Source organism: Streptomyces sp. NPDC052036 (assembly GCF_040680495.1).
In the GTDB taxonomy this organism is placed as follows: domain Bacteria; phylum Actinomycetota; class Actinomycetes; order Streptomycetales; family Streptomycetaceae; genus Streptomyces.
This window is the reverse complement of the sequence record NZ_JBFAWW010000002.1, coordinates 223,583-248,502: the sequence shown is the minus strand read 5'-3', so window position 1 is coordinate 248,502 and position 24,920 is coordinate 223,583. Positions and strand designations below refer to the sequence as shown.

Annotated in this window: 18 protein-coding genes and 1 pseudogene; 12 read left to right on the top strand and 7 right to left on the bottom strand. The window is 71.0% G+C overall.

Annotation, left to right across the window (positions count from 1 at the left end; translation table 11 throughout):
• The first annotated feature begins 311 nt into the window (after positions 1–311).
• Positions 312–797 (top strand): nitroreductase/quinone reductase family protein, encoded by a 486-nt coding sequence (locus tag AB0L95_RS05130; protein ID WP_365157111.1) that lies wholly within the window; start codon positions 312–314, stop codon positions 795–797.
• A gap of 104 nt (positions 798–901) precedes the next feature.
• A complete protein-coding gene (locus tag AB0L95_RS05125; RefSeq protein WP_365157108.1) occupies positions 902–1,987 on the top strand; it encodes a saccharopine dehydrogenase NADP-binding domain-containing protein in 1,086 nt (361 codons plus the stop codon).
• Positions 1,988–2,228: 241 nt separating this feature from the next.
• Here AB0L95_RS05125 and AB0L95_RS05120 read toward each other — a convergent pair.
• Positions 2,229–3,275 (bottom strand): annotated as a pseudogene (locus AB0L95_RS05120) (hypothetical protein); the annotation flags it as partial.
• Between the two features lie 617 nt (positions 3,276–3,892).
• On the opposite strand from AB0L95_RS05120, the gene AB0L95_RS05115 reads away from it, so the two are divergent.
• Together AB0L95_RS05115 and AB0L95_RS05110 are read left to right on the top strand one after the other, a co-directional pair.
• Positions 3,893–4,606, top strand: coding sequence for a nucleotidyl transferase AbiEii/AbiGii toxin family protein (locus AB0L95_RS05115; RefSeq protein ID WP_365157754.1), 714 nt, complete (start codon positions 3,893–3,895; stop codon positions 4,604–4,606).
• 117 nt (positions 4,607–4,723) lie between these two features.
• Positions 4,724–5,701 carry a slipin family protein gene (locus tag AB0L95_RS05110; RefSeq protein ID WP_365157105.1) on the top strand — a complete coding sequence of 326 codons (978 nt, stop codon included), beginning with the start codon at positions 4,724–4,726 and terminating at the stop codon, positions 5,699–5,701.
• Between the two features lie 122 nt (positions 5,702–5,823).
• Here AB0L95_RS05110 and AB0L95_RS05105 read toward each other — a convergent pair whose 3' ends face one another.
• On the bottom strand, positions 5,824–7,152 hold the full coding sequence (locus AB0L95_RS05105) for an MFS transporter (protein WP_365157102.1): 1,329 nt from the start codon (positions 7,150–7,152) through the stop codon (positions 5,824–5,826).
• A gap of 151 nt (positions 7,153–7,303) precedes the next feature.
• On the opposite strand from AB0L95_RS05105, the gene AB0L95_RS05100 reads away from it, so the two are divergent.
• Positions 7,304–8,269, top strand: a complete 966-nt coding sequence (locus AB0L95_RS05100; RefSeq protein WP_365157099.1) for a winged helix-turn-helix domain-containing protein — start codon at positions 7,304–7,306, stop codon at positions 8,267–8,269.
• A 35-nt stretch (positions 8,270–8,304) separates the two neighbouring features.
• Positions 8,305–8,814: a glutathione peroxidase gene (locus AB0L95_RS05095; protein WP_365157096.1), complete on the top strand. Its 510-nt coding sequence runs from the start codon at positions 8,305–8,307 to the stop codon at positions 8,812–8,814.
• Between the two features lie 264 nt (positions 8,815–9,078).
• Here AB0L95_RS05095 and AB0L95_RS05090 read toward each other — a convergent pair whose 3' ends face one another.
• Both AB0L95_RS05090 and AB0L95_RS05085 read right to left on the bottom strand, forming a co-directional pair.
• Positions 9,079–10,998 carry an MFS transporter gene (locus AB0L95_RS05090; RefSeq protein ID WP_365157093.1) on the bottom strand — a complete coding sequence of 640 codons (1,920 nt, stop codon included), beginning with the start codon at positions 10,996–10,998 and terminating at the stop codon, positions 9,079–9,081.
• A gap of 257 nt (positions 10,999–11,255) precedes the next feature.
• Entirely contained in the window at positions 11,256–13,886 is a 2,631-nt protein-coding gene (locus AB0L95_RS05085) for a serine hydrolase (RefSeq protein WP_365157090.1), read from the bottom strand.
• Positions 13,887–14,114: 228 nt separating this feature from the next.
• On the opposite strand from AB0L95_RS05085, the gene AB0L95_RS05080 reads away from it, so the two are divergent.
• From AB0L95_RS05080 to AB0L95_RS05070, 3 genes are all read left to right on the top strand, one after another.
• Positions 14,115–14,867, top strand: a complete 753-nt coding sequence (locus AB0L95_RS05080) for a GPP34 family phosphoprotein (RefSeq protein ID WP_365157087.1) — start codon at positions 14,115–14,117, stop codon at positions 14,865–14,867.
• Positions 14,868–15,141: 274 nt separating this feature from the next.
• Positions 15,142–16,005 carry a helix-turn-helix transcriptional regulator gene (locus AB0L95_RS05075; protein ID WP_365157084.1) on the top strand — a complete coding sequence of 288 codons (864 nt, stop codon included), beginning with the start codon at positions 15,142–15,144 and terminating at the stop codon, positions 16,003–16,005.
• Positions 16,006–16,261: 256 nt separating this feature from the next.
• Positions 16,262–16,450, top strand: a complete 189-nt coding sequence (locus AB0L95_RS05070; protein ID WP_365157081.1) for a DUF397 domain-containing protein — start codon at positions 16,262–16,264, stop codon at positions 16,448–16,450.
• A gap of 116 nt (positions 16,451–16,566) precedes the next feature.
• Here AB0L95_RS05070 and AB0L95_RS05065 read toward each other — a convergent pair whose 3' ends face one another.
• A complete protein-coding gene (locus tag AB0L95_RS05065; RefSeq protein WP_365157078.1) occupies positions 16,567–17,406 on the bottom strand; it encodes a hypothetical protein in 840 nt (279 codons plus the stop codon).
• Between the two features lie 85 nt (positions 17,407–17,491).
• Between AB0L95_RS05065 and AB0L95_RS05060 the strand changes: the two genes are divergently transcribed.
• Both AB0L95_RS05060 and AB0L95_RS05055 read left to right on the top strand, forming a co-directional pair.
• Positions 17,492–18,277, top strand: a complete 786-nt coding sequence (locus AB0L95_RS05060) for an SDR family oxidoreductase (protein WP_365157075.1) — start codon at positions 17,492–17,494, stop codon at positions 18,275–18,277.
• Between the two features lie 413 nt (positions 18,278–18,690).
• Positions 18,691–20,274, top strand: coding sequence for a sodium:solute symporter family protein (locus AB0L95_RS05055; protein WP_365157072.1), 1,584 nt, complete (start codon positions 18,691–18,693; stop codon positions 20,272–20,274).
• Positions 20,275–20,321: 47 nt separating this feature from the next.
• Here the strand turns inward: AB0L95_RS05055 and AB0L95_RS05050 are convergent, their stop codons facing one another.
• A complete protein-coding gene (locus AB0L95_RS05050; RefSeq protein ID WP_365157069.1) occupies positions 20,322–21,437 on the bottom strand; it encodes an ADP-ribosylglycohydrolase family protein in 1,116 nt (371 codons plus the stop codon).
• A gap of 159 nt (positions 21,438–21,596) precedes the next feature.
• Here AB0L95_RS05050 and AB0L95_RS05045 point away from each other — a divergent pair, with 159 nt between their 5' ends.
• The gene (locus AB0L95_RS05045) at positions 21,597–22,106 is read left to right on the top strand and encodes a DUF2165 domain-containing protein (RefSeq protein WP_365157066.1); all 510 of its coding nucleotides are present in this window, start codon (positions 21,597–21,599) and stop codon (positions 22,104–22,106) included.
• Between the two features lie 128 nt (positions 22,107–22,234).
• On the opposite strand, the gene AB0L95_RS05040 is transcribed toward AB0L95_RS05045, so the two are convergent.
• Positions 22,235–24,820 (bottom strand): bifunctional FO biosynthesis protein CofGH, encoded by a 2,586-nt coding sequence (locus AB0L95_RS05040; protein WP_365157064.1) that lies wholly within the window; start codon positions 24,818–24,820, stop codon positions 22,235–22,237.
• Positions 24,821–24,920 lie beyond the last annotated feature (100 nt).

Below are 24,920 nucleotides of genomic sequence, written 5' to 3'. Positions count from 1 at the left end.
GTGATGAGACGTCATTTTCTGTTGGCTCGGAGCGACTTCGACTCTGCCTTCACTGTCCCGTGCGGTCATCGGGGACGATCCCTCAAGATCCCCTGAGACGTGGGTCGGGGTTTCCCCCGAGACCGGCCCGGGCGCACCGGCTCCCCGCGATGCCGCTCCACGGCTCACCGGGCTCGCCGTCGCAGTGGGGAGGACCGGTTCGGCGCCCCGGTTCTCGATGTCCTCCGCATGGCTCCGGCGCGGCTCGGCTCAGTCGTGTGTCGCACTGGTTAGCTAAGAGACGGTCAGGTCTTCGGCGGAGCGAGGCGGACATGGGCGACGTGAATGAGGTCAACAAGAGGGTCATCAGTCAGTTCCGGGCACAGGGCGGCGTCGTGGGGGGCCCCTTCGAGGGCAAGCATCTGCTGCTCCTGCACACGGTCGGCCGCCGCACCGGCCAGGCGCGTATCAACCCCCTGGTGTATGCGGCCGACGGGGACGATCTGCTGGTCTGCGGCTCCGCACGGGGCGCGGAGAAGGATCCGGCGTGGGTGGGCAACGTCGCCGTCATGACCGAGGTGACCATCGAGGTGGGCAGCCGGATCCTGAGGGCGACGCCGACCGTCGTGACGCCCGGCTCGCCCGAGTGGGAGCGTCTCTACGGGATCTGGTCGGCGTACTGGCCCGACAGCACGGACTACGAGACGAAGACGGCCCGCAGGTTCCCCATCGTGAAACTGGAGCCCGTCACCTCGGAGACGGCTTCCGTCGCTGAGCCCGCGGCGGCCGAGGGGGCCTCCGCCCGACAGAGCGACTGAGCGGCTGAGGCCAGGGCCTCGAAAGCCAGGGCGCCGAGAGCTAGAGGTGTCGAGGGCTGAGGCGTCAACGGTTGAGGCGCCGAAGGTCGGACGGGGATCGCGAAGTGGACGCGCACCGGATCTGGGTCCTCGGGGCCACCGGCCGGACCGGTCGGGCGATCGCCGCGCGGCTGGCCGCCGATCGGATACCGCCGGTCCTGGTGGGGCGCGATCCCGGGCGGCTGCGCCAGCTGGCCGAGACGCTCGGCGATGACGTGCGGACCGTGGCGGCCGGGTCGGTCGATGCCATCGTGACGCAGATCGGCCGTCAGGCGCCGTCGGTGGTGGTCCATACGATCGGCCCCTTCACCGAAACGGCGGCGCCCGTCGCCCGCGCATGCCCGCCCGGCACACACTACGTCGACCTCGCGAACGAGCCGGCCGCCGTCACCGGGCTGCTGGGACTGCATGACGAGGCGGTCGCGACCGGTCGGTGTCTGGTGACCGGCGCCGGGTTCGGCGTGCTTGCCACCGAGAGTGTCGTACTGAGGCTGTGTGCGGACCGGCCCCCGGCGACGCGGGTGAGGGTCGACGCGGTGCCGAGGGCCGGGGCCGGGGCGGAGCCGGTCGGCCCGGCCCTGGCGGCGAGCGTCGTCGACAGCCTCGCGTTCGGCGGACGCCGCTATGAGCACGGCCGGCTGGTGCGTGCCCGGCTCGGGGTCGACGTCGAGCGCCTCGCCCTGCCCGACGGGTCGGCGGTGCACACCGTCGGCAGTCCGAGCGGTGAGCTGGAGGCGGCCCGGCGGGCCAGCGGGGCACCTTTCGTGGTCGCCGCGTCGAGCATGGTCCCGGCCGGGCGAGCGGTGCGGGCTGCCCTGCCTGTGGTGGCGGTGCTGCTGGCGCGTCCGGTGCTCGGCCGCGCCGCCAAGCGGTGGCTCGCCGGTGCCCGGATGACGTCGGGCGAGCGGGGCGGGCAGGTCTCCTGGGCGCGGGCCCGGGTTCAGTACGCGGACGGCAGTATCCGGGTGGGGTGGCTGCGCGCGGGCCGGTCCGGGGAGTTCACCGCGGCGGTGGCGGCCGAGGTCGCGAGCCGTCTCGCCCGAGGGGAGGGCCGGCCGGGCGCCCACACACCCGGCTCGCTCTTCGGCCCGGAGCTCGCCGTGAAGGCAGGCGGGCGGTTCGTCCCCGACGGAGACGGGACGACGGCCTGATCACACCGTCCGCGACGGCTCTTGACGGACTCGCGGCGGACCCGTGCCCTGGGTCCGCGGCGGCCCCATGGCTTGCGGCGGCCATATGGCTTGCGGCGGGCCCGTGATCGACACCAGACCCGTGATCGACGGCGGCGGACCAATGGTTCCCGGCCGACGGCGGCGGCTCCGGTGGTGCCCACGAGGGGTGCTCACCGGCCACCGGCCCCGGGAGCGGCGGCGGGCCCTCCGTGTCCTGGCCGCGGCGCTTGTTGCGGGGTGTGCGTTGCGGCCACCACAGGACGTAGGCGGCCGACCCGACCGCGAACGCCAGCCGGATCAGCCCCCGGGCGGAGTCGGAGGGAACCAGCAGCGCGCTGCCGTACAACGAGATCAACGCGATCCAGCTCACCCAGGGCACCAGCCGCCGCTGTCCGATCGAGTCCCAGATCAGCGTGCCGAGCAGGACCGAGGCGTTGTAGTACGTGTACACGCTCGGGTCCAGCACGATGCGCGCGTCGGCGGCGAGCAGGACCACCGCCGCCCAGCGGCGCCGGAGCACCGCCAGTGCGCCCAGGCCCATACCGAGGGCCATCTGCGCGGGCCGGTCCCACCAGGGGGTGGCCGGGTCGTCCACGCCGAACCAGCGCAGCGACGACGCCGACTGGTTGGGGATGGTGAAACGGGCGGCGGCCAGGGTCTCCATATGCGTGAGGTAGAACGGCAGCCAGGCGGCGGCCACCAGGCCGACGACCCAGGCGGCGGAGCGCAGCCAGGCGGGCCGGGGCAGCACCAGCAGCAGCGGCAGAAAGCCCACCGCCCACGGTTTGGAGTCGACGGCCAGCGCCAGGAAGAGACCCACGGCGGTGGCGTTGCCGCGCACCAGCGCGCGTACCGCGAAGGTGGTGAAGAACAGCGCCAGCACGTCGTCGAGATGTGCGAACCGCACCGAGACCTCCACCCACATGGGGATGAAGGCGGCTCCGGCCACCAGCACCCGCTGCTGGAGCCGTCGGTGGTTCAGCCCGGTGCCCAGGTTGTACTCGGCGGCCGCACGGCCGATGAGGACCAGCATGTACAGCCCCAGCCCCGACATGAACGCCTCGGCCAGGTTCTCGCCCACCGGCGCGGGGAGCGGTGCGAACAGCCCGGCGACCAGGAAGCTGACCGGTCCTATCTGGAGTTCGGGATGGTTGGCGTACAGGGCGAGGCCGCCGCCGGGAACCTGACTGAACAGCAGCTCCTCACCGCTCTTCAGATAGTGCCAGGACACGGCTCCGTGGCGTTCGGCGATGAAGAACCAGACCATCGTCCACAGGGTGAGCAGCGCGTGGTGCCACCGCAGCGGATAGGGTCCGATCCGGCCGATCCGCGTCCTGTCCCTGGACACGGCACCCGCCGTCTCCGCGTTCCGCACGTTCCGTCCTTCCCCTCTGCCCGCGTCCGGCGCGGGAACGGCCGTGGACGCGGCCGCCGTGCGTCGCCGTAGGCTCGGCAGGGAGGGCCCGCCCGCGTCCGTGACGACCGCCCGATCCGCAGGAGTGGTGATGCCGTACGGCACCATTCCCTTATAAGGAAGGCCCGTTGGGCCTTTCCGTGCCGGGAACCGATCGCCGGAGCCTCGGGGCGCCTCTGGCGAATCGCCGGAAGCATAACGAGACGCTTGCCGGTTTGCGCAACTATAGGGTGAACTCTCGTCGAGGACGAACCGCGTACGGACAGGACATGTCAAAACGCGCCACGCCGCGACGACGTCCACCGCCCGGAGCAGGGCCGTTGGACGATAATCCGGGGCATGCCCGCACCGCCCCCGCTCCCCGTCGTCACACCGTACCGGGACGGGTGCTCCCCACGGCTGCCGGCCGGGTCGCGCATCACCGGAACCGGACCGTCCATGTCCCTGCGGACCACCCCATGAACCTTCCCGTGAACCTCCCCGAACCGCACCGGTGCCTGCTCGCCGACGTCCTCGCCGTGGGCGCCCCGTACCCGCTGGCCATCTCCGGTGGCTACGCGATGCGGGCGCACGGTCTGGTGGAGCGGCCCAGCCGGGGCCTGGACGTCGCCACGGAGAGCCCGGAGCGGATGGAGGACATCGCCGCCGCCGTCCGGACCGGCTTGACGGAACGGGGCTGGCTCGTCCGCTCCCTGGAGACGGACCCGCTCTCGGCCCGACTGCTCGTCGGCGGCCCCGCCGGGGGCGAGAAGACGGAGCTGACGGAGACGACAGAGCCGACGGAGGGGACAGCGCCGACGGAACTGAACGTCCTGAAGGAAGTGCTGTGGCGTCCGCCGGTCTCCACGGAGCTGGGTCTGACCGTCTCCCTGGAGGACGCCGTGGGGACCAAGATGCGCGCCCTGGCCGACCGTGGCTTCGCCCGGGACCTCATCGACGTGCACGCCGCCTCGGACCGCTGGAGCCGCGCGGAGTTGGAGGAACTCGGCCGCCGCCACGCCCGCGACACCTTCGATCTGACGGACCTGCAGGCCCGGCTGACGGGTGTGGAGTGGGTCGACGACATGGCGTTCGCGGCCTACGGGGTCGGCGGGGACGCGCTCGCCGAACTCCGACGGTGGGCACAGGAATGGGCGGACGACATCGCGGAGCGGCTCGCGGAGGAGGAACCCCCCGAAGAGTAGCGGGCGCCCGTTCGGATTCTTGACGAACTCGTGACGCGACGGCCGCATCCGGTGATCCCGTCCGTGGTGTCACCTTGAGTGTCACTCATCCACACCCTGTGAGGGAAGTGAAGTGCCATGGAAGGCACCGTCGTCGCCGTCGTGCTGGTGGCCGTGCTGGCTCTGCTCGTGCTGCGCAGCGGGATGCGCGTGGTCAACCAGGTCGAGCGTGGAGTCGTGTTCCGCTGGGGGAAGGCACTGCCGCATCACCGGCAGCCGGGCATCACGTTCCTGATCCCGTTCGCCGACCGGATGCGAAAAGTGAACGTGCAGGTGGTGACCATGCCGGTACCGACACAGGAGGGCATCACCAAGGACAACGTCTCCGTCAAGGTCGACGCTGTCGTCTACTTCCGGGTGACCGACCCGCTGCGGGCCGCGATCGAGGTCCAGGACTACGTCTTCGCGGTCGGCCAGGTCGCCCAGTCCTCGCTGCGGTCCATCATCGGCAAGAGCGATCTGGACGATCTGCTGACCGACCGCGAGCGGCTGCACGAGGGGCTCGCCCTGATGATCGACAGCCCGGCCGCCGCCTGGGGCATCCACATCGACCGCGTCGAGATCAAGGACGTACAGCTGCCGGAGTCCCTGAAGCGGTCCATGTCCCGGCAGGCCGAGGCGGAGCGCGAGCGGCGCGCCCGCGTCATCACCGCGGACGGCGAGTTCCAGGCGGCCCAGCAGCTCGCCAACGCCTCCCGGATCATGTCCGACACTCCGGAGGCCATGCAGCTGCGACTGCTCCAGACGGTCGTGGAGGTCGCGGCCGAGAAGAACTCGACCCTCGTGATGCCCTTCCCGGTGGAACTGCTGCGGTACTTCGACCGGGCGGCTCGTCAGTTCGGCAACGAGGGCGGCTCCACGAGCGGGGCCAAGGAAGCCGTGGACGCACAGTCGGCCGCGGTCGGGCAGCCGACCCTCGACGTACCGCCGACCGGTGACGGCCGGCTGACGGCCCACGTACACCCGGCCGGGAGCGAAAGCCCTCAGCCCGTCGATCCGCGCCTGTCGACAGCCTTCCCCGCCCCGACGAACGAGACGCACGGCACCGGCGCCTGAACCCCGGCCTCGGTTCTCGGCCGAACCTGACCGAATTCAACCTGACCCGGCCGAACCTGACCGACCTTGGCCGAACCCGTCGCGGTCCCGGACCTGCCCGGCCCGGGACCGTGAGGACCGTCTCAGTCCTGCCGGACGCCCCGGCCGGGCCCCCGGACGGGCTGCGCAACCGATCCGGCGACCGTCCCGTCCGTATCCGCCGTATCCGCCGTATCCGCCGCATCGGCCGCATCCGCCATATCGGCCGCATCCGCCGTATCGGCCGGATCCGCCGCCCCGCCGGACGATCGGCGACCGGCCACCCCTCCCCCCGCCGTCAAGGTCAAGGTCGCCAGCAGCGACGCCGTAGCCATCAGCGTCATCGCCACACCGGGCGCGGTGAGTTGGGCCAACGACCCCGCCAGGGCCGCGCTCACGCCCTGCATCGTCAGCATGCCCGCCGAGTGCAGCCCGAGGGCGTGACCGCTCAGCTCCTGCGGGGTCAGACTCATCAGGCGTTCCTGCTGGATGAGACTCGCGGAGAAGCCCACCGAGGCGAGCGCCGCACAGACGGCCGCCACGGGCACGGCGGGGCGCAGCCCGAAGAACAGGTACGGCGTCGCCAGAAGCACCAGGAACGGGATGCCCAGGCGGCGGCGCAGGGCGGGCGGAAGGAGGCGGCCCGTGGTGACGTCCCCGACGAACATGCCGAGCGCCGCGCACGCGAACAGCGCGCCCGCCCGGTCGGGTGCGTAGGAGACGTACAGCGACTCGCAGCCGACGACCAGGCCGTTCGGGACCCACAGCAGGAGGTAGGTCGTCCGGCGCGGCGGGGACGACCACAGCAGCGCGTTGGTGCGCCAGGTCTGCGCGATCGACGGACGGCCGGACGCGCGCGGGACGCGGCCGGTCAGACCGAGCCCGGCGGCCACGGCCGCCGCCAGGTACAGCGCGGACGCGATCAGCAGGGTCGTACGCGGGGACAGGACCGTCACCAGGACGCCACCCGTCGCGTAGCCGCCGATCTGCAGAAGGCCGCTCATCATGTTGAAGGTCGAACGGCCCAGCAGATAGCCGTCCTTGGACAGGATGTCGTTGAGCAGGCCCCAGCGGACCCCGCCGCCGACGGACTGCACCAGCCCCAGCAGCAGGATCAGCGCGAAGACCGCGCCCAGCGGCAGGCCGGGCGCCGCCATCGCCGCCGTACCCACCGCGAACACGCAGGCGATGCCCGTCATCGTGGCGCGCGGCGGCAGTCGGTCCGCCGCCGACAGCAGTGTCGTGGCGCCCACGACCTGCGCCAGTTGCGGCCCGAACATGCTCACCGCGGAGAGCAGGGGCGAGTCGGTGGTCCGGTACACGAGGGTGCCGAGCGCCAGGCCGCCGAGCGTGGAGGCGGCCGTCTGAAGAGCGGAGGTCAGGAAGAGCGGGATGAACTCCCGGGTGCGGAAGAGGTCGGAGTAGCTGCGCATGACCGGAGTCTGAGCGGGTGCCGCGGGCCGTCGTTAATCTTTCGCGTACGCGCGAAAGGTCACCTCAGGCCGACACACGAACCCAGTCGGCCGTCACCGCGAACATGGCCGGTAGGCACCATGCACAACGGGGGGGAAGGTCGTACCCATCATGGGTCTCTGGTACGTCAACGCCGACACCCTCGCCCGCAGTCGGTTCGTGCTCTCGCCGCTCGCGGAGGCCTTCGCGAGCCTCAAGGTGCTGCACGCGGGCACGCCCACGCACCCCGGGGAACGTGCCTGGCTGGAGACCCATCTGCCCGGCTACCGCCGGCGTCTGGCCGCCGATCCCGTCACCGCGCTGCTCGTCCGCAGCGGTCTCGGCAGGGAGTGGATCGCGGACTTCCTCACCCCCGCCCCGAGGGACGGCGAGACCTTCGAGGAGGGTGTCGCCCGGGTCCGCGCCGTGCCGCCGGCCGAGGCCCGCGCCCACCTCACCCTGTCCCTGCGCGGCCCGCTGCCGGCCCTCCTGAACCGCGACGACCTGCCCGAACGGGCCGCCGAGCTGCTGACCTACGTATGGACAAGGACCGTGCTGCCCTCCTGGGACCGGCGGCGCCACGTCCTGGAGGCGGATGTGGTGGCCCGGACGGCACGGCTCGGCCGGGACGGCTGGGCGGCCGCGGTGGACACCCTGCGGCCGGGCCGGACCCGCTGGCTCGGCGGGAACCGGCTCCAGATCAACCTCCACGCGTACCCGCCCCGGGAGATCTCCGGCGCGCAGCTGGTGTTCGTCCCCGTCACCCCGCAGACCGGCTGGGTCTCCTGGGAGGACCCCGACCGGTACGCCGTCGTCTACCCGTGCACGGGCGTGCTGGCCGGGGGACCGCCCCCGGTGGTGCCGACGAGTCTCGCCGCGCTGCTCGGTCCGGCCCGGGCCCGGGTCCTCGTGCTCCTCGACTCGCCCATGAGCACCAGCCAGCTGGTCGCGGTGACCGGGCAGGGGCTCGGCTCGGTCGGGCGGCATCTCAAGGTGCTGCTGGACGCGCGGCTGGTGGAGCGGCGGCCCGCGGGCCGGTCGGTGCTGTACTCCCGGACGGCCGCCGGTGAGGTGCTGGTCACAACGCAGCGCGGCTGACGGGGATGTCACCGGACGGAGTTAGCATCCGCAGCATGACGACTACTGACAACACCCCCGGATCCGTCCTCGACGTGGAGATCGACGCGCTGCAGGGCGGCTCCGCGCAGCTGTCCCAGTACGCGGGCAAGGCCGTGCTCGTGGTGAACGTGGCCTCCAAGTGCGGGCTGACGCCGCAGTACGCGGGCCTGGAGCGGCTCCAGGAGCGGTACGCGCCGCTGGGCTTCACCGTGCTCGGGGTGCCCTGCAACCAGTTCCTCGGGCAGGAGCCCGGCAGCGCCGAGGAGATCGCGGAGTTCTGCTCGGCGACGTACGGCGTGACCTTCCCGATGACCGAGAAGATCGAGGTGAACGGCGAGGCGCGGCACACGCTGTACGACCGGCTGGTGGGCTTCGCGGACGGCGAGGGACACACCGGGGACATCCGCTGGAACTTCGAGAAGTTCCTGATCGGCAAGGACGGCCGGATCGCCGCCCGGTTCTCCCCGCAGACCGAGCCGGAGTCGGCCGAGGTGCTGACGGCCGTGGAGAAGGCCCTCGCCTGAGCCATCGCGCGAGGCCGGTGTCCTGGCGCCCCGCCACCGGCACCGGCTTGGCGCCGATGGCCAGCAGATCGTCGGTCACCCCGTCACGCTGTCACACTCCGTCACCGGGCTCCTGTCTCCCGGTGACGAGGACGCTCGCGTCTGCCCCAGGGGCGACGAGTCGGACGGCGTCCGGACGTCCACACTGCTCGCCGACCACTGGGCGGGCGTGACAGACCGGGGTGCGGGGCCGAGCGCGGGCCGGGGTCGCGCCCCGGCCCGACGTCAGCGCAGCTCCTCCGGGCACGGCGTCCCCCGCGGCAGCTGGTAGGGCGCCGCCAGGTGGTAGGTGCCCGCGCGCGGGGCCACGAGTTCCGTCCACTTGTCGCCCGACGCGTCCTCGGCCGTCTCCATCAGACAGCCGTTGACGTTGTCGTACGTCTTCGGCATGCCGTCCGGGCGGTGCTTGGACTCCTCCGTCTCCTGCGGGGGCTTGACCCCCTTGCCCTGGGTGTCGACCAGGCCCAGCCACGGCGAGTACGGGATCCGGATGAGCACCCGGCCCGCCTGCTTCACCTCGATCGTCAGCTCGCCCTGCTCCGCGCGGTCGACGACCGCCGGGGGGTCCGCCAGCGGGACGGGGTCGGTCACCGCGAACAGCTGCCAGTTGGCGTCGCCCCAGATCTGCCTCAGATACGGCATGCCCCGCTGGACGAGCTGCCGTTCGCGTTCGCCGCCGTTCCCGTCAGGCTCGTCCTTCGGCAGGACCACGTAGTGCACCGCCCAGCGCTGGAGCCAGGCGTGGTAGTTCGCGGAGTTCAGCGTGTCGTCGTAGAAGAGCGGGTTGCGCTCCATGTCGGCCTGCCGGTTCCAGCCGCGGGCCAGGTTCACATACGGCGCGAGCGCCGACGCCTCCCGGTGCGAGCGCGCCGGGACCACCTCGACGCGGCCCTTCTCCGCACCCACCACCTGGAGCTGGTTCACCAGCGGGGCCAGCTCGCGCGCCCAGGACGCCGCCGGGGTGGTGTGGATGATGTCGTCGACCGTCTTGGCGCCGATCCAGACGGTGAAGCCGGCGAAGGCGACGACGATGACGTACCACTTGCGGCTGCGCGGCACCGTGAACGGCAGCGCCGCGACCAGCGCCACGCCCGCGAACAGCATCGCCAGCCGCGTGATGTTCGAGCCGATCTGGGAGCTGATCAGCCAGACGAGGAGCACGGACAGCCCGTACACCGCCGCGGTGATCCGTACGGTCTTCCAGTCCTTCGGGACGAGCACGAAGACCATGACCGAGAAGACGAACGGCAGGAGCACCGACGCCCACGTCATCGGCTGCGTACCGGAGAACGGGAACAGCCAGGCCGACAGGGCCACCACCGCGGTCGGGGCGAGGCCGAGGGCCCAGGCACCGGGGCGGCGCTTCTGCAGGAACAGCGCCGCCGCGACCAGGCCGACGAACAGGCCCGCCACCGGGGACGCCATCGTGGCCAGGGCGGCCAGCGGTGCGGCGCACAGGGCCTTCGCCCAGCGTTTGTAGCGCCAGCGGTACGGCCAGCAGAACACGCACGCCGTCGCACCCAGGGCGAACATCGTGCCGAGACCGAAGGTCACCCGGCCCGAGATGGCGTTGCACAGCAGCGCGAACACCCCGGCCAGGGCGGGCCACCACGGCTCGCGGACCGCACGGCTGCGGATGAGGATCAGCGTCAGCAGCCCCGCCGAGATCGTGCCGGCGATCATCATCGTCGTACGGACGCCGAGCACCGACATCAGATACGGCGACACCACGCTGTACGACACCGGGTGCATACCGCCGTACCAGGCGAGGTTGTACGCCGAGTCGGGGTGCCGCCCCACGAACTCCGCCCAGGCGTCCTGCGCGGCGAGGTCGCCACCGCTGTTCGCGAAGGTGAAGAACCACACGAGGTGCAGCAGCCCGGCGAGGGTCGTGACCGTGAGCACGGGGTGCCTGCGGGCCAGGTCCGCGCCGCGCGAGGACCGCAGCCGGGTGAGCAGGGTGCGCGGCCGGGTGGCGATGTCCCCGGGCCCGGCGCCGGGGCCGTCCTCGGGGAGTGCGGGTGGGTCCGGGTGCACGGCCGGGTCAGCGGCGGGCTCGGCCGGTGGTATTCGCGGGCCCGAGGGCCGGGCCGGCTGACGGCCCCGATCGGCGTCGTCGGCGTGTGTCCGCTCCGCTGTGGCCACCTGAAGGCACTCCCCGTGTCCCGTTTCTGTTCTCGCCCCGTATCCGGTTCCGTTCCCGCTCCGCGCCCGGACATCCGCAAGAGTTCCGCCACCGTTCCGTGGGGGTTCTCCCGGAGGCCCGCCCCGGGCCAGGCTTTGCGGCTCGCGGTCTGCCCCGGCCTCGCGACGCTAGCACGCACCCCGCCGGCGGGCTCCCGGGTGGGGGCCGCCGACGGGGGTGCGCCGTGTCGTACCCGCCGGAGGGGCGGGAGGGTGGTTCAGCCCAGTCGGGTGAACTTCGCGCCGTATCCCGGCTCGCTCAGGTCCTTCTGCAGGGCGACCGGAATCATCACGGCATGGCTGGAACCGTCGCCGACAGTCAGCCTGCCGACGACCGTGCCGGCCTTCGCCTCGTGCGGGACCGGCTTGCCGTCGTCCCCGATGGAGAGCTTGGTCCGCAGGCCCGGCCAGCCGATCGCCGTCATGTTCCGGGTGGCGACCACCGGCGTCCGTCCCCCCATCTGGTCGTCCACGTACCCGACGACCTCGCCCTTCTTCACCACGGTCGCGGTGGTCAGGCTCTGCTGGACCTTGTCGATCAGCTTCTGGCTGTTGGTGATCGCCAGCTGGAGGCTGTCCCAGACGCGGCCGGTGTGGGCGTCCTGGTTGAGGACCGCGCCGTAGATCGTCTGCGTCTTGCCGTCGACGACCTTCGTGGCCGCCCATACCAGGTTGCCGCCGGCCGGGGTCGACGAACCGGTCTTCAGACCGATCACGCCGACCTGCTTCACCAGCAGGTCGTTGTTGTTGTAGATCGTCCCGGTAAGTCCGGGGATATCCGCCTTGGCCATGCCGACGATGCCGCGGAACACCGGGTTCTGCATGACCTTCTTCGCAAGCTTCAGCTGGTCGACGGCGGTGCTCACCGTCGACTTCTCCAGGCCGCTCGGGTCGGTGTACGTGGTGTTCGTCATGCCGAGTCCCTTCGCGGCGGCGTTCATCTTGCCGACGAAGGTCTTGTTGTCCGAGTCCCAGCGGGCGAGCAGCCGTGCCGCGTTGTTCCCGGACGGGATCATCAGCATCTGGAGCATCTGCCGCTCGGTGAACACCTGGCCCTTCTTCATGGCCGCCGTCGACTCGTCCCCGATCTTGGACTCGTCCTCGGCCTGCTGGTCCACCGTGATCTTCGGACCCCCGTCGTTCCCCTTGAGCGGGTGCTCCTGGAGGGTGACGTACGCCGTCATGATCTTGGTGACGCTCGCGATCGGCTGCGGGGTCTGCTTGCCCTCGACGCCGATCATGCCGACGCCGTCCACCTCGACCGCCGACTGTCCCTGCCCCGGCCAGGGCAGGGCGAGCTTGCCGCCGCCGAACGTGTACGTCTCGTCGGCGGACAGCCCGAGCGTCGGGGTCGGCAGCGGACGTACCGCCTGCACGATCGCAAAGATGATCACGAGCAGTACGGCGAGCGGGGTCCAGATCCTGATCCGCCGCAGCACCGTGCGCACCGGGGTCTCCGGCGGCGGCGGAGTGTTCGTCAGCTCGGCGAGCAGGTCCAGCGGGGGCTTCGGCGGCAGCGGCTGCTGGGCGGTGCGCTCGGGACCGACCCGGGGCAACGCGGCGGTGGCGTCCGCGGGGGCGGCCTGCGCGGGCTTGGGCTGCGTGGCCGCCTTGGACTGCGCGGCCTTGGACTGCTCGGTCTTCGGCGGCGCGGTCTTCGACTGGGCGGACTTGGGCTCGTCAAGCGGCTTCAGCGCTACGAACTTGCTGGTGCGCTCGGAGTCGGCCTCCGGCTTGGGCCCGGAGACGGACTCGGACTCGGGCTCGGTGGACGTCGACGCGGACGGCTTGGACGACTTGGTACCGCCGCCGAGCTTGAGCATGGTCGTCGGCTGGTCGACGGCAGGCTTGTCCGTGGAGTCGCCGGAGCCGTCGGACTCATCAGACTTCCCGGACTTCTCGGACAGGTCGGACGACTTGGTGCCGCCTCCGAGCTTGAGCATGGTCGTCGGCTGGTCCACGGCGGGCCGGCGCGGGGTCTTGAAGGCGGCGGTGGGCTGATCCACGGCCGGCTTGCCCTCGGCGTCGTCCGCGCCGCTCTCCGAGCCCTCAGCGTCTACATCTGCGTCTGCGTCCGTATCGGCATCGGCATCGGCATCGATGGACGCCGCAGCCTCTGCGTCGCCGTCAGAGGACCCGTCGGCCGCCGCCTCCTCCCCGGAGGCCGCCGTGCCCGCAGGCGCGCCCTCGGAGGCACTGGCGGCCCCGTTCGACTCCTCCTCCGAGACGTCCTCGCTCTTCTCCTTCGGGGCGTCCTCGGACTCCCCGCCCGACGCCTCCGAGGCTTCCGACGCCTTCGAGGCCTCCCCGGCACCTGCGTCCGCCGCGTCGCCGGACTCGGCGTCACCGGACTCAGCGTCACCGGACTCCGAGTCGCCGGACTCGGCCTCATCGGACGCCGAATCCCCGGAGCCCTCGTCGCCGGAACGGTCCCCCTCCGCCCCCGACTTGGCCCCGTCGCCCTCGGCCCCGGCCTGCGCGTCCGACGCACCCTCAGCCTCGGCCCCGGCCTCCGTCTCGACCTCGTCCGCGCTCCGCACCCAGGACGCCAGCGAAGCCTCCTGCCGCGCACCGCGCTTGGCGTTTTCGGCGTCCTTGGCGCCCTTCGCGTCCGTGGTGGACTCCTCGGCGCCCGGAGCGGCCTCGTCCGCCGCCGTGCCGGTGGGGTCCCGCACCTCACGCGTGGACAAGACCGTCGTCGCCTGGTCGACCCTCGCCTTCTTGCCCGCCATCGCCAGCCGGGGGTCGCGGTCGCCCGCGGCCGGCCCCGGAACCGGATCCCCGCTCCCCGACGTCGCTTCCGTCGGCGACTCGTGCTGCCTCGACCTGTCGGGGGACTCGCCCGCCACCGATGCCTCCTCCTTGCGCCACGCACCCGCTCGCGCGCCTTGCCGAACCATGAACCGCCACCCGGACATCACTGCCCGAACCATGTACCAGTGTCCTGTGTGAGGACTTGACCCCTGGGCTAGACGAGAACGACATACCTACCGGTTCCACTACATTCCGGTCACGCACTCTCGACAGACCAATGTGAGAGGGGTCACCCTGTCATTCATCCACGCGGGGAGGCATGGATGGGCAGGAGCCGCAGAACAATTCCGGAAGAGCTTCTGCTGCTGGCACTGGACCCGACGACGGGTACCACTGCACAGCCGCAGTCGCTCGACCTGGGTCTGGCCGGAGCACAGCTAGTGGAGCTGGCGCTGGCCGGACGGATAGCCCCTGACGGGGATCGTATCGCCGTGGTGGTACCACGGCCGACTGGAGATCCGACTCTGGACTGTGCGTTGGAGTTGCTGCGCAGGCGCGGCGCTCCGGTGCGGGCAGTCCACTGGATCGGCGGGCCACGTCTCGGGCTGCGCCAGACCTATCTGTCACATCTGGAGCGGTGCGGCATGGTCCAGGCCGTGCCGGGCCAGATGTGCGGAGTGCTGCCGACGACGCGCTACCAGGCGACGGACACAGCCATCAGCCGGGAGATCAAGGCCCGGCTGGATTCCGCGATCCGCACCGGCGTTCCGCCGGACCCGCGGACCGCGGCGCTCGCCGCGCTGGCCCATGCGGTCGGTCTCGGCAAGCACCTGTATCCGGGCAACGAGGGACGCTCGTCCCGCTCCCGGCTACGGGATCTGATCAGGCACGACCCCATGGGCGGCCTCGTGGCGCACGCCGTGATGGACGTCCAGAACGGCGCGGTCGCGCAACCGCGCCGTGCCCCGGCCCCGGCCGGCCGCCAGGCCACCGCGGCCAGGACAGCACCGGAACCCGCCCGTGGTGTTCCGATGCAGCCGCGTCGCGGATCCATGGCCCGCGTCGTGGCCCACTGAGCCGTCCGGCCCGCGCGGGGCGAGGAGACCGTACGTCCGGCGGGACGGCACGGTCTCCTCGCTCCGCGCTGCCGTGTGCCGGCACCGGCCCGGGCCGCACAGCACACACATGCGGCCACTGCGGCCGACTCGCGCCCGAGGAGGACCCAAAGAGGGCCCAAGTCGCGCGTACGCAGCGCATATCCGCTGTTTCCCAGCGGTAGTAAGCACCTTGGTGGCAATCTGCTCAGCAGCAGATACGCAAAGTAGAGGCAGTAGCCGGAGGTGCACGTCCGTGGCGTCGAATGTCAATCCCACCGTCCGGCGGCGCCGACTGGGTCAGGAGCTGCGCCGGCTCCGTGAACTCAAGGGCATGACCGCCGAAGAGGTCGCCGAGCGCCTGCTCGTCTCCCAGTCGAAGATCAGCCGACTGGAGAACGGCCGCCGCAGCATCAGCCAGCGCGACGTACGCGACCTGTGCGGCGTGTACGAGGTCGAGGACCAGCGCGTCGTCGACTCGCTGATGGAGATGGCACGCGATTCGCGGCAGCAAGGCTGGTGGCACGCGTTCGGGGACATCCCCTACAGCGTCTACATCGGCCTGGAGACGGACGCGGAGTCGCTGCGGGTCTACGAGCCCCAGGTCATCACCGGCCTGCTGCAGACTCGTTCCTACGCCGAGGCCCTCATCCAGGGCGCTCTGCCCGAGACGTCGGGCGCGGACATCGAAAAGCGTGTACAGGTGCGGATGCGACGCCAGGACCGCATCGCCGCCGAGAACAACCCGCTGCGTCTGTGGGTGGTGCTGGACGAGGCCGCGCTGCGCCGGGTCGTCGGCAACAACCATGTGATGCGGGAGCAGTTGGAGCACCTCGGCGAGCTGTCCCACCTTCCGCACGTGACCGTCCAGGTGCTGCCGTTCGAGGCGGGCGCGCATCCCGGCCTGAACGGGCAGTACGCGATCCTGGAGTTCTCCGACGCGGCCGACTCCAGCGTCGTGTACCTGGAGGGGGTCACCAGTGACCTGTATCTGGAAAAGGCCAACGACGTGCAGAAGTACGCCGTGATGTACGAGCATCTGCGGGCGCAGGCGCTGAGCGTGGAGAAGTCCCGCCAGTTCATCGCAGATGCGGCCAAGAGGTACGCGGACTCCACGTGATGAGTCCGTCCCGGGACCTCCGCACGAGCGGGCGGCGGATCTTACACCGGTGAAACCTTCAAGCGGAAGGCTCCACTGGAATACGCCATCCGGTCGAGTGAATGGCCTCTCCGGGCAAGGATGTTGCCGAGTAGCTTCGATCACGCCATCAGCCAAACCCGTTGGCGCGATTCGGGCCGCGAGCACCGACAGGGCTCGCGACCCGATGAAAGCACGACAGCAACTCAGCAACTCAGCAACTCGCTACGGAGTGAACATGGCCGTTCTTCAGGGGGCCACGGAAACGTGGACCAAGTCGTCGTATTCGACGGGCAACGGCGCCTGCGTCGAGGTCAAATCTCCCATCGTGGCGGCGCTCGCCGTTCGCGACTCCAAGGTTCCCGAGGGGCCCGTCCTGGCTTTCCCGGCCGATGCCTGGAACGCCTTCGTGACGACCATCAAGTAGCACCGACCGCCACAACTCCATACTCAGCAACGACAGAGCCCTCTCGACTGGCCCGCCGTCCCGGCCGAGGGGGCACGTCCGTCTCATGGGGCGAGTGAGCCGGGGCGCCGCACGGTTCAGCGCAGGTCGCTCACATACCGGTCCGTCCCGGGCACCGTGGGTATGAACGGTGCGACGAACTGCACGTCGCCCAGCCCCGAGGACGCCACTTCTCTGTCCAGGTCCGCAAAGCGGTCTCCCCAGTGGTCGCGGGGATCCTGCTGGAGGAACCAGAGCAGTGTCAGCCGGGTCCCGACCCCGTCGACCTGTTTGACGTAGGTCATCCGGTCCAAGGGCAGCGGCGTCGGCATGAAGATGGTCACCATGGCCGCAGGCGAGCCCCCTAGACGTCTCGGAAGGTGGTCATCGCGGAGCCACGCGAGCAGTTCCCCACGCCTGCCTGGGGAGTCGGCCTCGACGACCTGGACGACCAGCCCGGTGTACGGGTGGTCCAGGGCGTGGATGTCACGCGGACCGCGGTCACCGTCTCGGTAGACGGTCGCCGCGTGGTCGTGAAAGGCCGTGAAGATGTGCGTGCGGTCGCGGAAGACACGGTGGTCGCGGTTGAGCCGCTTGTTGATGGCGACCGTCCAGCGCATGTGGTCGTCGTAGCGGCCGTCCGTGATCCAGTACGTGGAGAGATAGCAGCCCGCCGTGACCGGCTGCGCCACCGCCGACTTCCGCGGGTAGCGCAGCAGTTGCAGATCCCGGGTGGCGACCCAGCGGCGGCCCGCGAACATCCAGGGCATGGCCATGGCGCCGGCGTAGTAGTGGTCGTCCTCGTACCAGCGGTTGTACGCGTACTCGTGCCCCGGGTGCGGTTCCACCATGGTGATCAGGGCATGGCCCGGGCGGACGTCGTAGGGCCCCACGGCGGCCAGTTCCGCGTACACCGCGCTGCGTGTGTCCTCACCCATCGCCGTTCCCCTCTCCCTTCCCTCCTCCGCCGGTCCCCTTTACTCTGACGGTCCGTCAGGCAATGCGCCATATCCGGGAGGGCCGATGTCACTGCTCCAGGGCAAGACGGTCGTGGTCTCGGGGGTCGGTGCCGGGCTCGGACACCAGGTCGCGGCGGCCGTGGTGCGGGACGGCGGCAACGCGGTGCTCGGCGCCCGTACGAAGGAGAACCTCGCCAAGTCCGCCGCCGCCCTCGATCCGGAGGGCGCGCAGACGGCTCACCGGGCGACGGACATCACCGACGAGACGCAGTGCGAGGCGCTCGCGGCGCTGGCACTGGAACGGTTCGGCGGGATCGACGCCGTGGTCCATGTCGCCGCGTGGGACAGCTACTTCGGCGGCATCCAGGACGCGGATTTCGCCACCTGGCACGCGGTCATCGACGTGAACCTGCTGGGCACTCTGCGGATGACGCGAGCCTGTCTGGCGGGGCTCAAGGAGGGCGGCGGCTCGGTGGTCCTCATCGGCACCCAGTCCTCGGTGGCCGCGCCGTCCCAGGTGCGGCAGGCGGCCTACGCGGCGTCGAAGGGGGCGCTCACCAGCGCCATGTACTCGCTCGCCCGGGAGCTCGGCCCCCACCGGATCCGGGTCAACACCGTGCTGCCCGGCTGGATGTGGGGCCCGCCCGTGCAGGCCTACGTCCGGTTCACCGCACACACCGAGGGCGTACCGGAGGACGAGGTGACACGGCGCCTGACGGACCGGATGGCGCTGCCGGAACTGGCCACGGACGGCGATGTGGCGGACGCGGTCGTCTTTCTGGCGTCCGACCGGGCGCGGGCGATCACCGGGCAGTCCCTGCTCGTGAACGCCGGGGAACTGATGCGCTGACGACCCCTGTCCCGTCACATCGGCGGCTCCTCGCGTTGGCGTGACGTCATCGAATGCCCCGTGTCTCCCCTCCGGGCCGTACGGGACCCGCATCCCGGTGCCCTGTCCGTCGCGCCTGATCCAGCTGATCCACCCGATCCATGGGATGTCTCCCGACTGGCGAAGTGCCCGCTCATGGTGTGGTCCGCGTCACGCGTGCGACAACCGGCGGACAAGTCAAGAGAACGTAAAATCGTTCGCCTTGCTGACTTACGTTCATATCCATGACCTAGAAAAGTCTTGACCATCCGCCTGACCGGCGGTTCAATCCCCGAAGTCCCCGCTCCCGCACGGGGGCACCGCCCGTGTGTGCGTACTGGCGAAGTGCCGTCCGGTAAGCGCAGGTTCACAAGGCGGACCCCTGGAGGGGGCACATGAACGGTCTCGACTGGACTGTCCTGGTCGCGTACTTCGGCGTGATGACCGCGATCGGTGTCTGGTCCCACAAACGCGTCGACAACGTCAGCGACTTCTTCACCGCGGGCGGCAGGATGCCGTGGTGGCTGTCGGGCATCTCGCACCACATGTCGGGCTACAGCGCGGTGATGTTCACGGGCTACGCCGGCATCGCCTACACCTACGGCGTCACGTCCTACGTGACCTGGGCACTGCCCATCGCCATCGGCGTGCTGATAGGCGCGAAACTGTTCGCGCCCCGGCTGAACCGGCTGCGTTCACGGCTGCACGTGGCCTCGCCGCTGGAGTATCTGAAGGACCGCTACAACGTGCCCACCCAGCAGGCCCTGGCCTGGTCCGGGATCCTGCTGAAGATTGTCGACGTGGGCGCGAAATGGGCGGCGATCGCGACCCTGCTCAGCGTCTTCACCGGGGTCACCCTCACCCAGGGCATCCTCATCACCGGCGGCATCACGGCCGTGTACTGCACGATCGGCGGTCTGTGGGCGGACGCGCTGACCGAACTGGGCCAGTTCGTCATCCAGTTGCTCGCGGGCCTCGCCATGCTGATCATCGCGCTGCACAAGATCTCCGACCAGGGCGGTCTGTCCAAGGCGCTGGACTCGCCGAAGCTGGCCGGTCACGGGCACGGGTTCGCGGGCCCGTACCTGACGGTCTTCTTCATCGCGTACCTGTTCATCAAGCTCTTCGAGTACAACGGCGGCATGTGGAACCAGGCCCAGCGCTACATGGCCACGGGCAGCCCCCGGGAGGCGACACGCTCCGCCCTGCTGTCGGCGGGCCTGTGGTTCGTCTGGCCGGTCATCCTCTTCATCCCGATGTGGCTGTCCCCGCTCCTGGTCACGGCGCAGAAGCCGGACGGCTCCGACGCGTACGGCCTGATGACCGAACAGCTGCTGCCGCACGGGCTGCTGGGCCTGGTGGTCGTCGGCTTCTTCTCGCACACGATGGCCATGTGCTCCTCCGACGCGAACGCGATCGCGGCCGTGTTCACCCGCGACGTGATGCCGGTGTTCTCGAAGGCGGCCCGGACCTGGAACGTCCGCGCCGGTCTGATCGCGGGCCGGGTCACCACGGTCGCCTTCCTGGGACTGTCGATGGCGGTGGCGACCCAGGTCAACTCCCCCACCTTCAAGGACATCATCACGGTCGTCATCAAGTGGGTGGCCGGTCTGATGGGGCCGATCGCGATCCCGTTCATCCTGGGCCTGCTGCGCCCGCTGCGCCGCTCGGGCCCGACGGCGGCGCTCGTCAGCTGGGCGGCCGGTCTGCTGGCGTTCTTCTTCGTCAACTACCACCTGGACTTCTCCCAGCGCTCGGACGTGAAGCTGGAGTACCAGGTGGCGCTGCCCATGGTGATCTCCCTGGTGCTGTACATCGTGATCGGCCTGGTCAGGCCGGAGGACACACCGGAGCGGGTCGCGATCATCGAGACGCTGAACACGGACGACGACGGGTCCGCGGTGTCCGTGCCCGCCCCGGGCGCGACCGGCGGCACCACGGGCACGACCGGCGCCACGACCAGCCCTTCGGGCGTGTAGTCCGGGGAGCCCTGAGGGGCCGTACCCGGAGCCCTCGGGTGCGGCCCCTAAGCCCGCGGATACCGCACGAGCCACCCCGGGGACGAACCGCCCGGACCGTGCAGCGCAGGGCCCTGCGTCATCTCCATGGCGAAGTCGTCCGCCAGCACCAGCATCGTGGGACGGCCCTCCAGTTCGGCCAGCCAGGCCGGCGGGAGGGCCGTCTCGCCGTGCAGCGCCCCGAGCAGCCCGCCCGTCAGCGCCGCCGCGGCCGCCGAGGGCCCGCCGTGGTTCACGGCGAGGCACAGCGCGTGCCGTACGTCCTCCCCGACGAGCGCGCAGTACACGGCGACCGCGAGCGCCCCCTCCGCCGTACCGCCGCCGGCCAGCTCCTCGATCCGGGCGGGCGTGGGCATGCCCTGCCGCACGGCGCCCAGCGCGTGCTGCAGCGCCTCCGCGACCGGCTGGTGTCCCGGCCATGGGGTCAGCAGCGCGAGCGCCCGCTGTACCGCCGCGTCCAGGATCTCCCCGCGGGACAGCGCGTGCACGATCACGGCGTACGCGCCCGCGGCGAAGTACGCGACGGGGTGCCCGTGCGTCTGCGCCGCGCACTCGATCGCCAGTTGCAGCACCAACTGCGGCTCCCAGCCGACGAGCAGCCCGAAGGGCGCGGAGCGGGCCGCCGCGTCGGGGCCCGGCTCACCGGGGTTCTTGGGCGCGTCCAGTGTGCCCATGGTGCCGTCGCCGAGCCCGAGCAGACAGGCCCGGGCCGGGGAGCGGCGGGCGTACAGCCACTCCTCGCGGGCCAGCCAGCCGTCCTCCGTGCGGCGCTCGTCGGGCCCCCAGTCGTGCTGGGTGGCCGCCCAGCGCAGATACGCCCGGTGCAGATCGGTCGGCGGATGCCAGGCGCCGGTGTCCCTGCGGACCTGGGCGCGGATGAGCCCGTCGAAGGAGAACAGGGTGAGCTGGGTGTGCCGGCTGATCGCGCCGCGCCCGCCGGGTCCGGAGGCGAGGTCGGTGAGCCCCTCGGGCCCGTGCGCCTCCTTGATCTGCTCCAGGGACAGCCCGTCGACCGGGGCGCCCAGCGCGTCGCCGACGGCCGCGCCGAGCAACGTGCCGCGCACACGGCTGCGGAAGTCCTGCTGCTCGGTGCGACCCCAGACGGCACCGGATGTCGCACTCACCCCAGGCCTCCTCTTGGCACCGCCCGTACGTCCGACGCGCAGCACTGTAATCGAACGGGGACGTCCGGTCGGGGGCGCCCGGCCGTCATGCACACCACACTTCGGTGTGCGCCCGAAAATGATCTAGGAGCGGCCGGAAGCCCTCTCCATAGTTGGACCATGGCCGAAACCAGAACCCCCCGTCCCCTGCCCGCACTTCGTGTCGCCGCCACCGCCCTCGTCGGCAGCGTCGCCCTCTACATCGCACTCGTCGCGTTCGGGAACATCACCGACTTCGGGACCAACCAGCAGTTCGTCCGCCATGTTCTCGCCATGGACACCACGTTCAAGGACGACGATCTGATGTGGCACGCGATCACCTCGCACGCCCTCCAGGACTCCGCCTATGTCGCGATCATCGTCTGGGAGACGGCGGCGGCGCTGCTCCTGATAGCCGCGACCTGGCTCTGGGCCCGGCGCCACCCGAGCGCCCGCCGGCTGTCCACCATCGGCCTGTCGATGCTTCTGGTGCTGTTCGGCGCGGGCTTCATCGCGATCGGCGGGGAGTGGTTCGCGATGTGGCAGTCCAAGACGTGGAACGGTCTGGACGCGGCGACCCGCGTCATCGTCCTGACCGGCGTGGTCCTCCTGGTGACCAACCTGCCGGGAGCGGCCGCGGAGGACAGCTGACCCCCGCACCGACCGACGAACCCGCAGTTCCCCGCCGGCCCGGACCCCACCGCACGCCTCCCCGTCGGCTGCCCGACAGGGGCACGGTGAGGTGACCGGGCCGGCCGCGGCCCCTCGGAGCCCCGCTCTCAGTCCAGTACCGGCAGCAGTTCCGGCAGATGCCCGTCCGACGCCGCCGCCGCGCGCCGGCGTTCCTCCGGGACCTCGCCGTAGAGCGTCGTACGGGGCTTCGCCGGGCGACCCGCCGCCTCGGCCACCGCGACCAGTTCCCTGACCGACTTGTACGAGCCGTACGAGGAGCCCGCCATCCGGGAGATGGTCTCCTCCATCAGCGTGCCGCCCAGGTCGTTGGCGCCGGAGCGGAGCATCTCCGCCGCGCCCTCGGCGCCCAGTTTCACCCAGCTGGTCTGGATGTTGGGGATATGGGGGTGGAGCAGCAGCCTCGCCATCGCCGTCACCGCACGGTTGTCCCGCAGGGTCGGGCCGGGGCGGGCGATGCCCGCCAGATAGACGGGGGCGTTGGTGTGGATGAAGGGGAGGGTGACGAACTCCGTGAAGCCGCCCGTCTGCTGCTGGATGCGGGAGAGGGTGCGGAAGTGGCCGAGCCAGTGGCGGGGCTGGTCCACATGGCCGTACATCATCGTCGAGGAGGACCGGATGCCCAGCTCATGGGCGGTCGTGACGACCTCGATCCAGGTCGCCGTCGGCAGCTTGCCCTTGGTGAGCACCCAGCGGACCTCGTCGTCCAGGATCTCCGCGGCCGTGCCCGGGATCGTGTCGAGACCCGCCTCCTTCGCCGCCGTCAGCCACTCGCGGATCGACAGTCCGGTGCGGGTGGCGCCGTTGACCACCTCCATCGGGGAGAAGGCGTGCACATGCATGCCGGGGACGCGGGACCGCACCGCCTTGACGATGTCGAAGTACGCCGTTCCGGGCAGGTCGGGATGGATGCCGCCTTGCATGCACACCTCCACCGCGCCCACGTCCCACGCCTGCTGGGCCCGGTCGGCGACCTGCTCCAGCGACAGCGTGTAGGCGTCGGCGTCCGTGCGGCGCTGGGCGAACGCGCAGAAGCGGCAGCCGGTGTAGCAGACGTTGGTGAAGTTGATGTTCCGGGTGACGATGTAGGTGACGTCGTCGCCCACCGCCGACGTGCGCACGTCGTCCGCGATCCGGCACAGCGCGTCCAGCGCGGGGCCGTCCGCGTGCAGCAGGGCCAGCGCCTCGGCGTCCGTCAGCCGCGTGGGGTCGTCCGCCGCCGTGCGCAGTGCCGCCCGTACGTCCGCGTCGATGCGCTCCGGCGCCATGCCCGGCGCGGCCGCCTCCCGCAGCGCCTCCCAGTCGCCGTACACCTCGTCGAAGTCGTCCCGGCGGTCGCCCGTACGGCCGTCGGTGTCGATCGTGCGGTGCAGATCGGTGCGCCCGGCGGAGGTGAACACCTCCTCCGGCTCCTGCCACGGGTGCCCCTCGACCACCGCGTCCGCCCGGGCCAGACCCGTCTCGGGGTCGGCGAGGGCGTCCACGTGCGGCCGCAGCCGCGGGTCCAACCAGGGCTCTCCGCGCCGCACGAACTCCGGGTAGACACAGAGGCGTTCGCGCAGCTCGAAGCCGGCCGCCGCGGAACGCTCCCGCAACTGCTCGATCTGCGGCCACGGCCGCTCCGGGTTCACATGGTCGATGGTCAGCGGGGACACCCCGCCCCAGTCGTCGATGCCGGCGTCGATGAGCCGCTCGTACTCGCCGTCCACCAGGTTCGGCGGCGCCTGCAGACAGGCGCTCGGGCCCATGATGTGCCGGGCCACCGCCACCGTGGCGACCAGTTCGTCCAGTTCCGCGTCCGGCATCCCGCGCATCGCCGTGTCCGGCTTGGCGCGGAAGTTCTGGATGATCAGCTCCTGGACGCCGTGGTACGCCCGCGCCACCTTCCGCAGCGCGAACAGCGACTCGGCTCGCTCCTCGTAGGTCTCGCCGATCCCGATCAGAAGCCCGGAGGTGAAGGGCACCGAGGAACGGCCCGCGTCCTCAAGGACCCGCAGCCGCACCGCCGGTTCCTTGTCCGGGGAGCCGTAGTGGGGGCCGCCCGGCTCGGACCACAGCCGCCGTGCCGTCGTCTCCAGCATCATCCCCATCGACGGCGCCACCGGCTTCAGCCGCTGGAAGTCCGTCCATGACATGACGCCCGGGTTGAGGTGCGGCAGCAGGCCCGTCTCCTCCAGGATCCGGATCGAGATGGCCCGTACATAGGCGATCGTGTCGTCGTAGCCGTGCGCGTCCAGCCACTCGCGGGCCTCGGGCCAGCGGTCCTCCGGCTTGTCGCCCAGGGTGATCAGGGCCTCTTTGCAGCCCAGGGCCGCGCCCTTGCGGGCGATGTCGAGGACCTCGTCCGGGGACATGAACATCCCGTGCCCGGCCCGGCGCAGCTTGCCCGGGACCGTCACGAAGGTGCAGTAGTGGCACTTGTCCCGGCACAGTCGGGTCAGCGGGACGAAGACGCTCTTCGAGTAGGTGATGACACCCGGCCGGCCCGCGGCCGCGAGGCCCGCGTCCCGTACCCGGGCGGCGGACGCGGCGAGGTCGTCCAGGTCCGCGCCGCGGGCCTGGAGCAGCACCGCGGCCTCGGCGACGTCGAGTGCGACACCCTCACGAGCACGTTTGAGGGCGCGACGCATGGAGTTCTCGGTGGGGCCGGTTCCGGAGGTCGCGGAAGTCGTCATCCTCCGAGCATACGTTTGCCGTGATCAGCCCAGAGGGGTGGACGGGCAACCGTACGGCGGCCGGACACCACGGGTGTCGGGAGCTCGCACGGGCACCGGA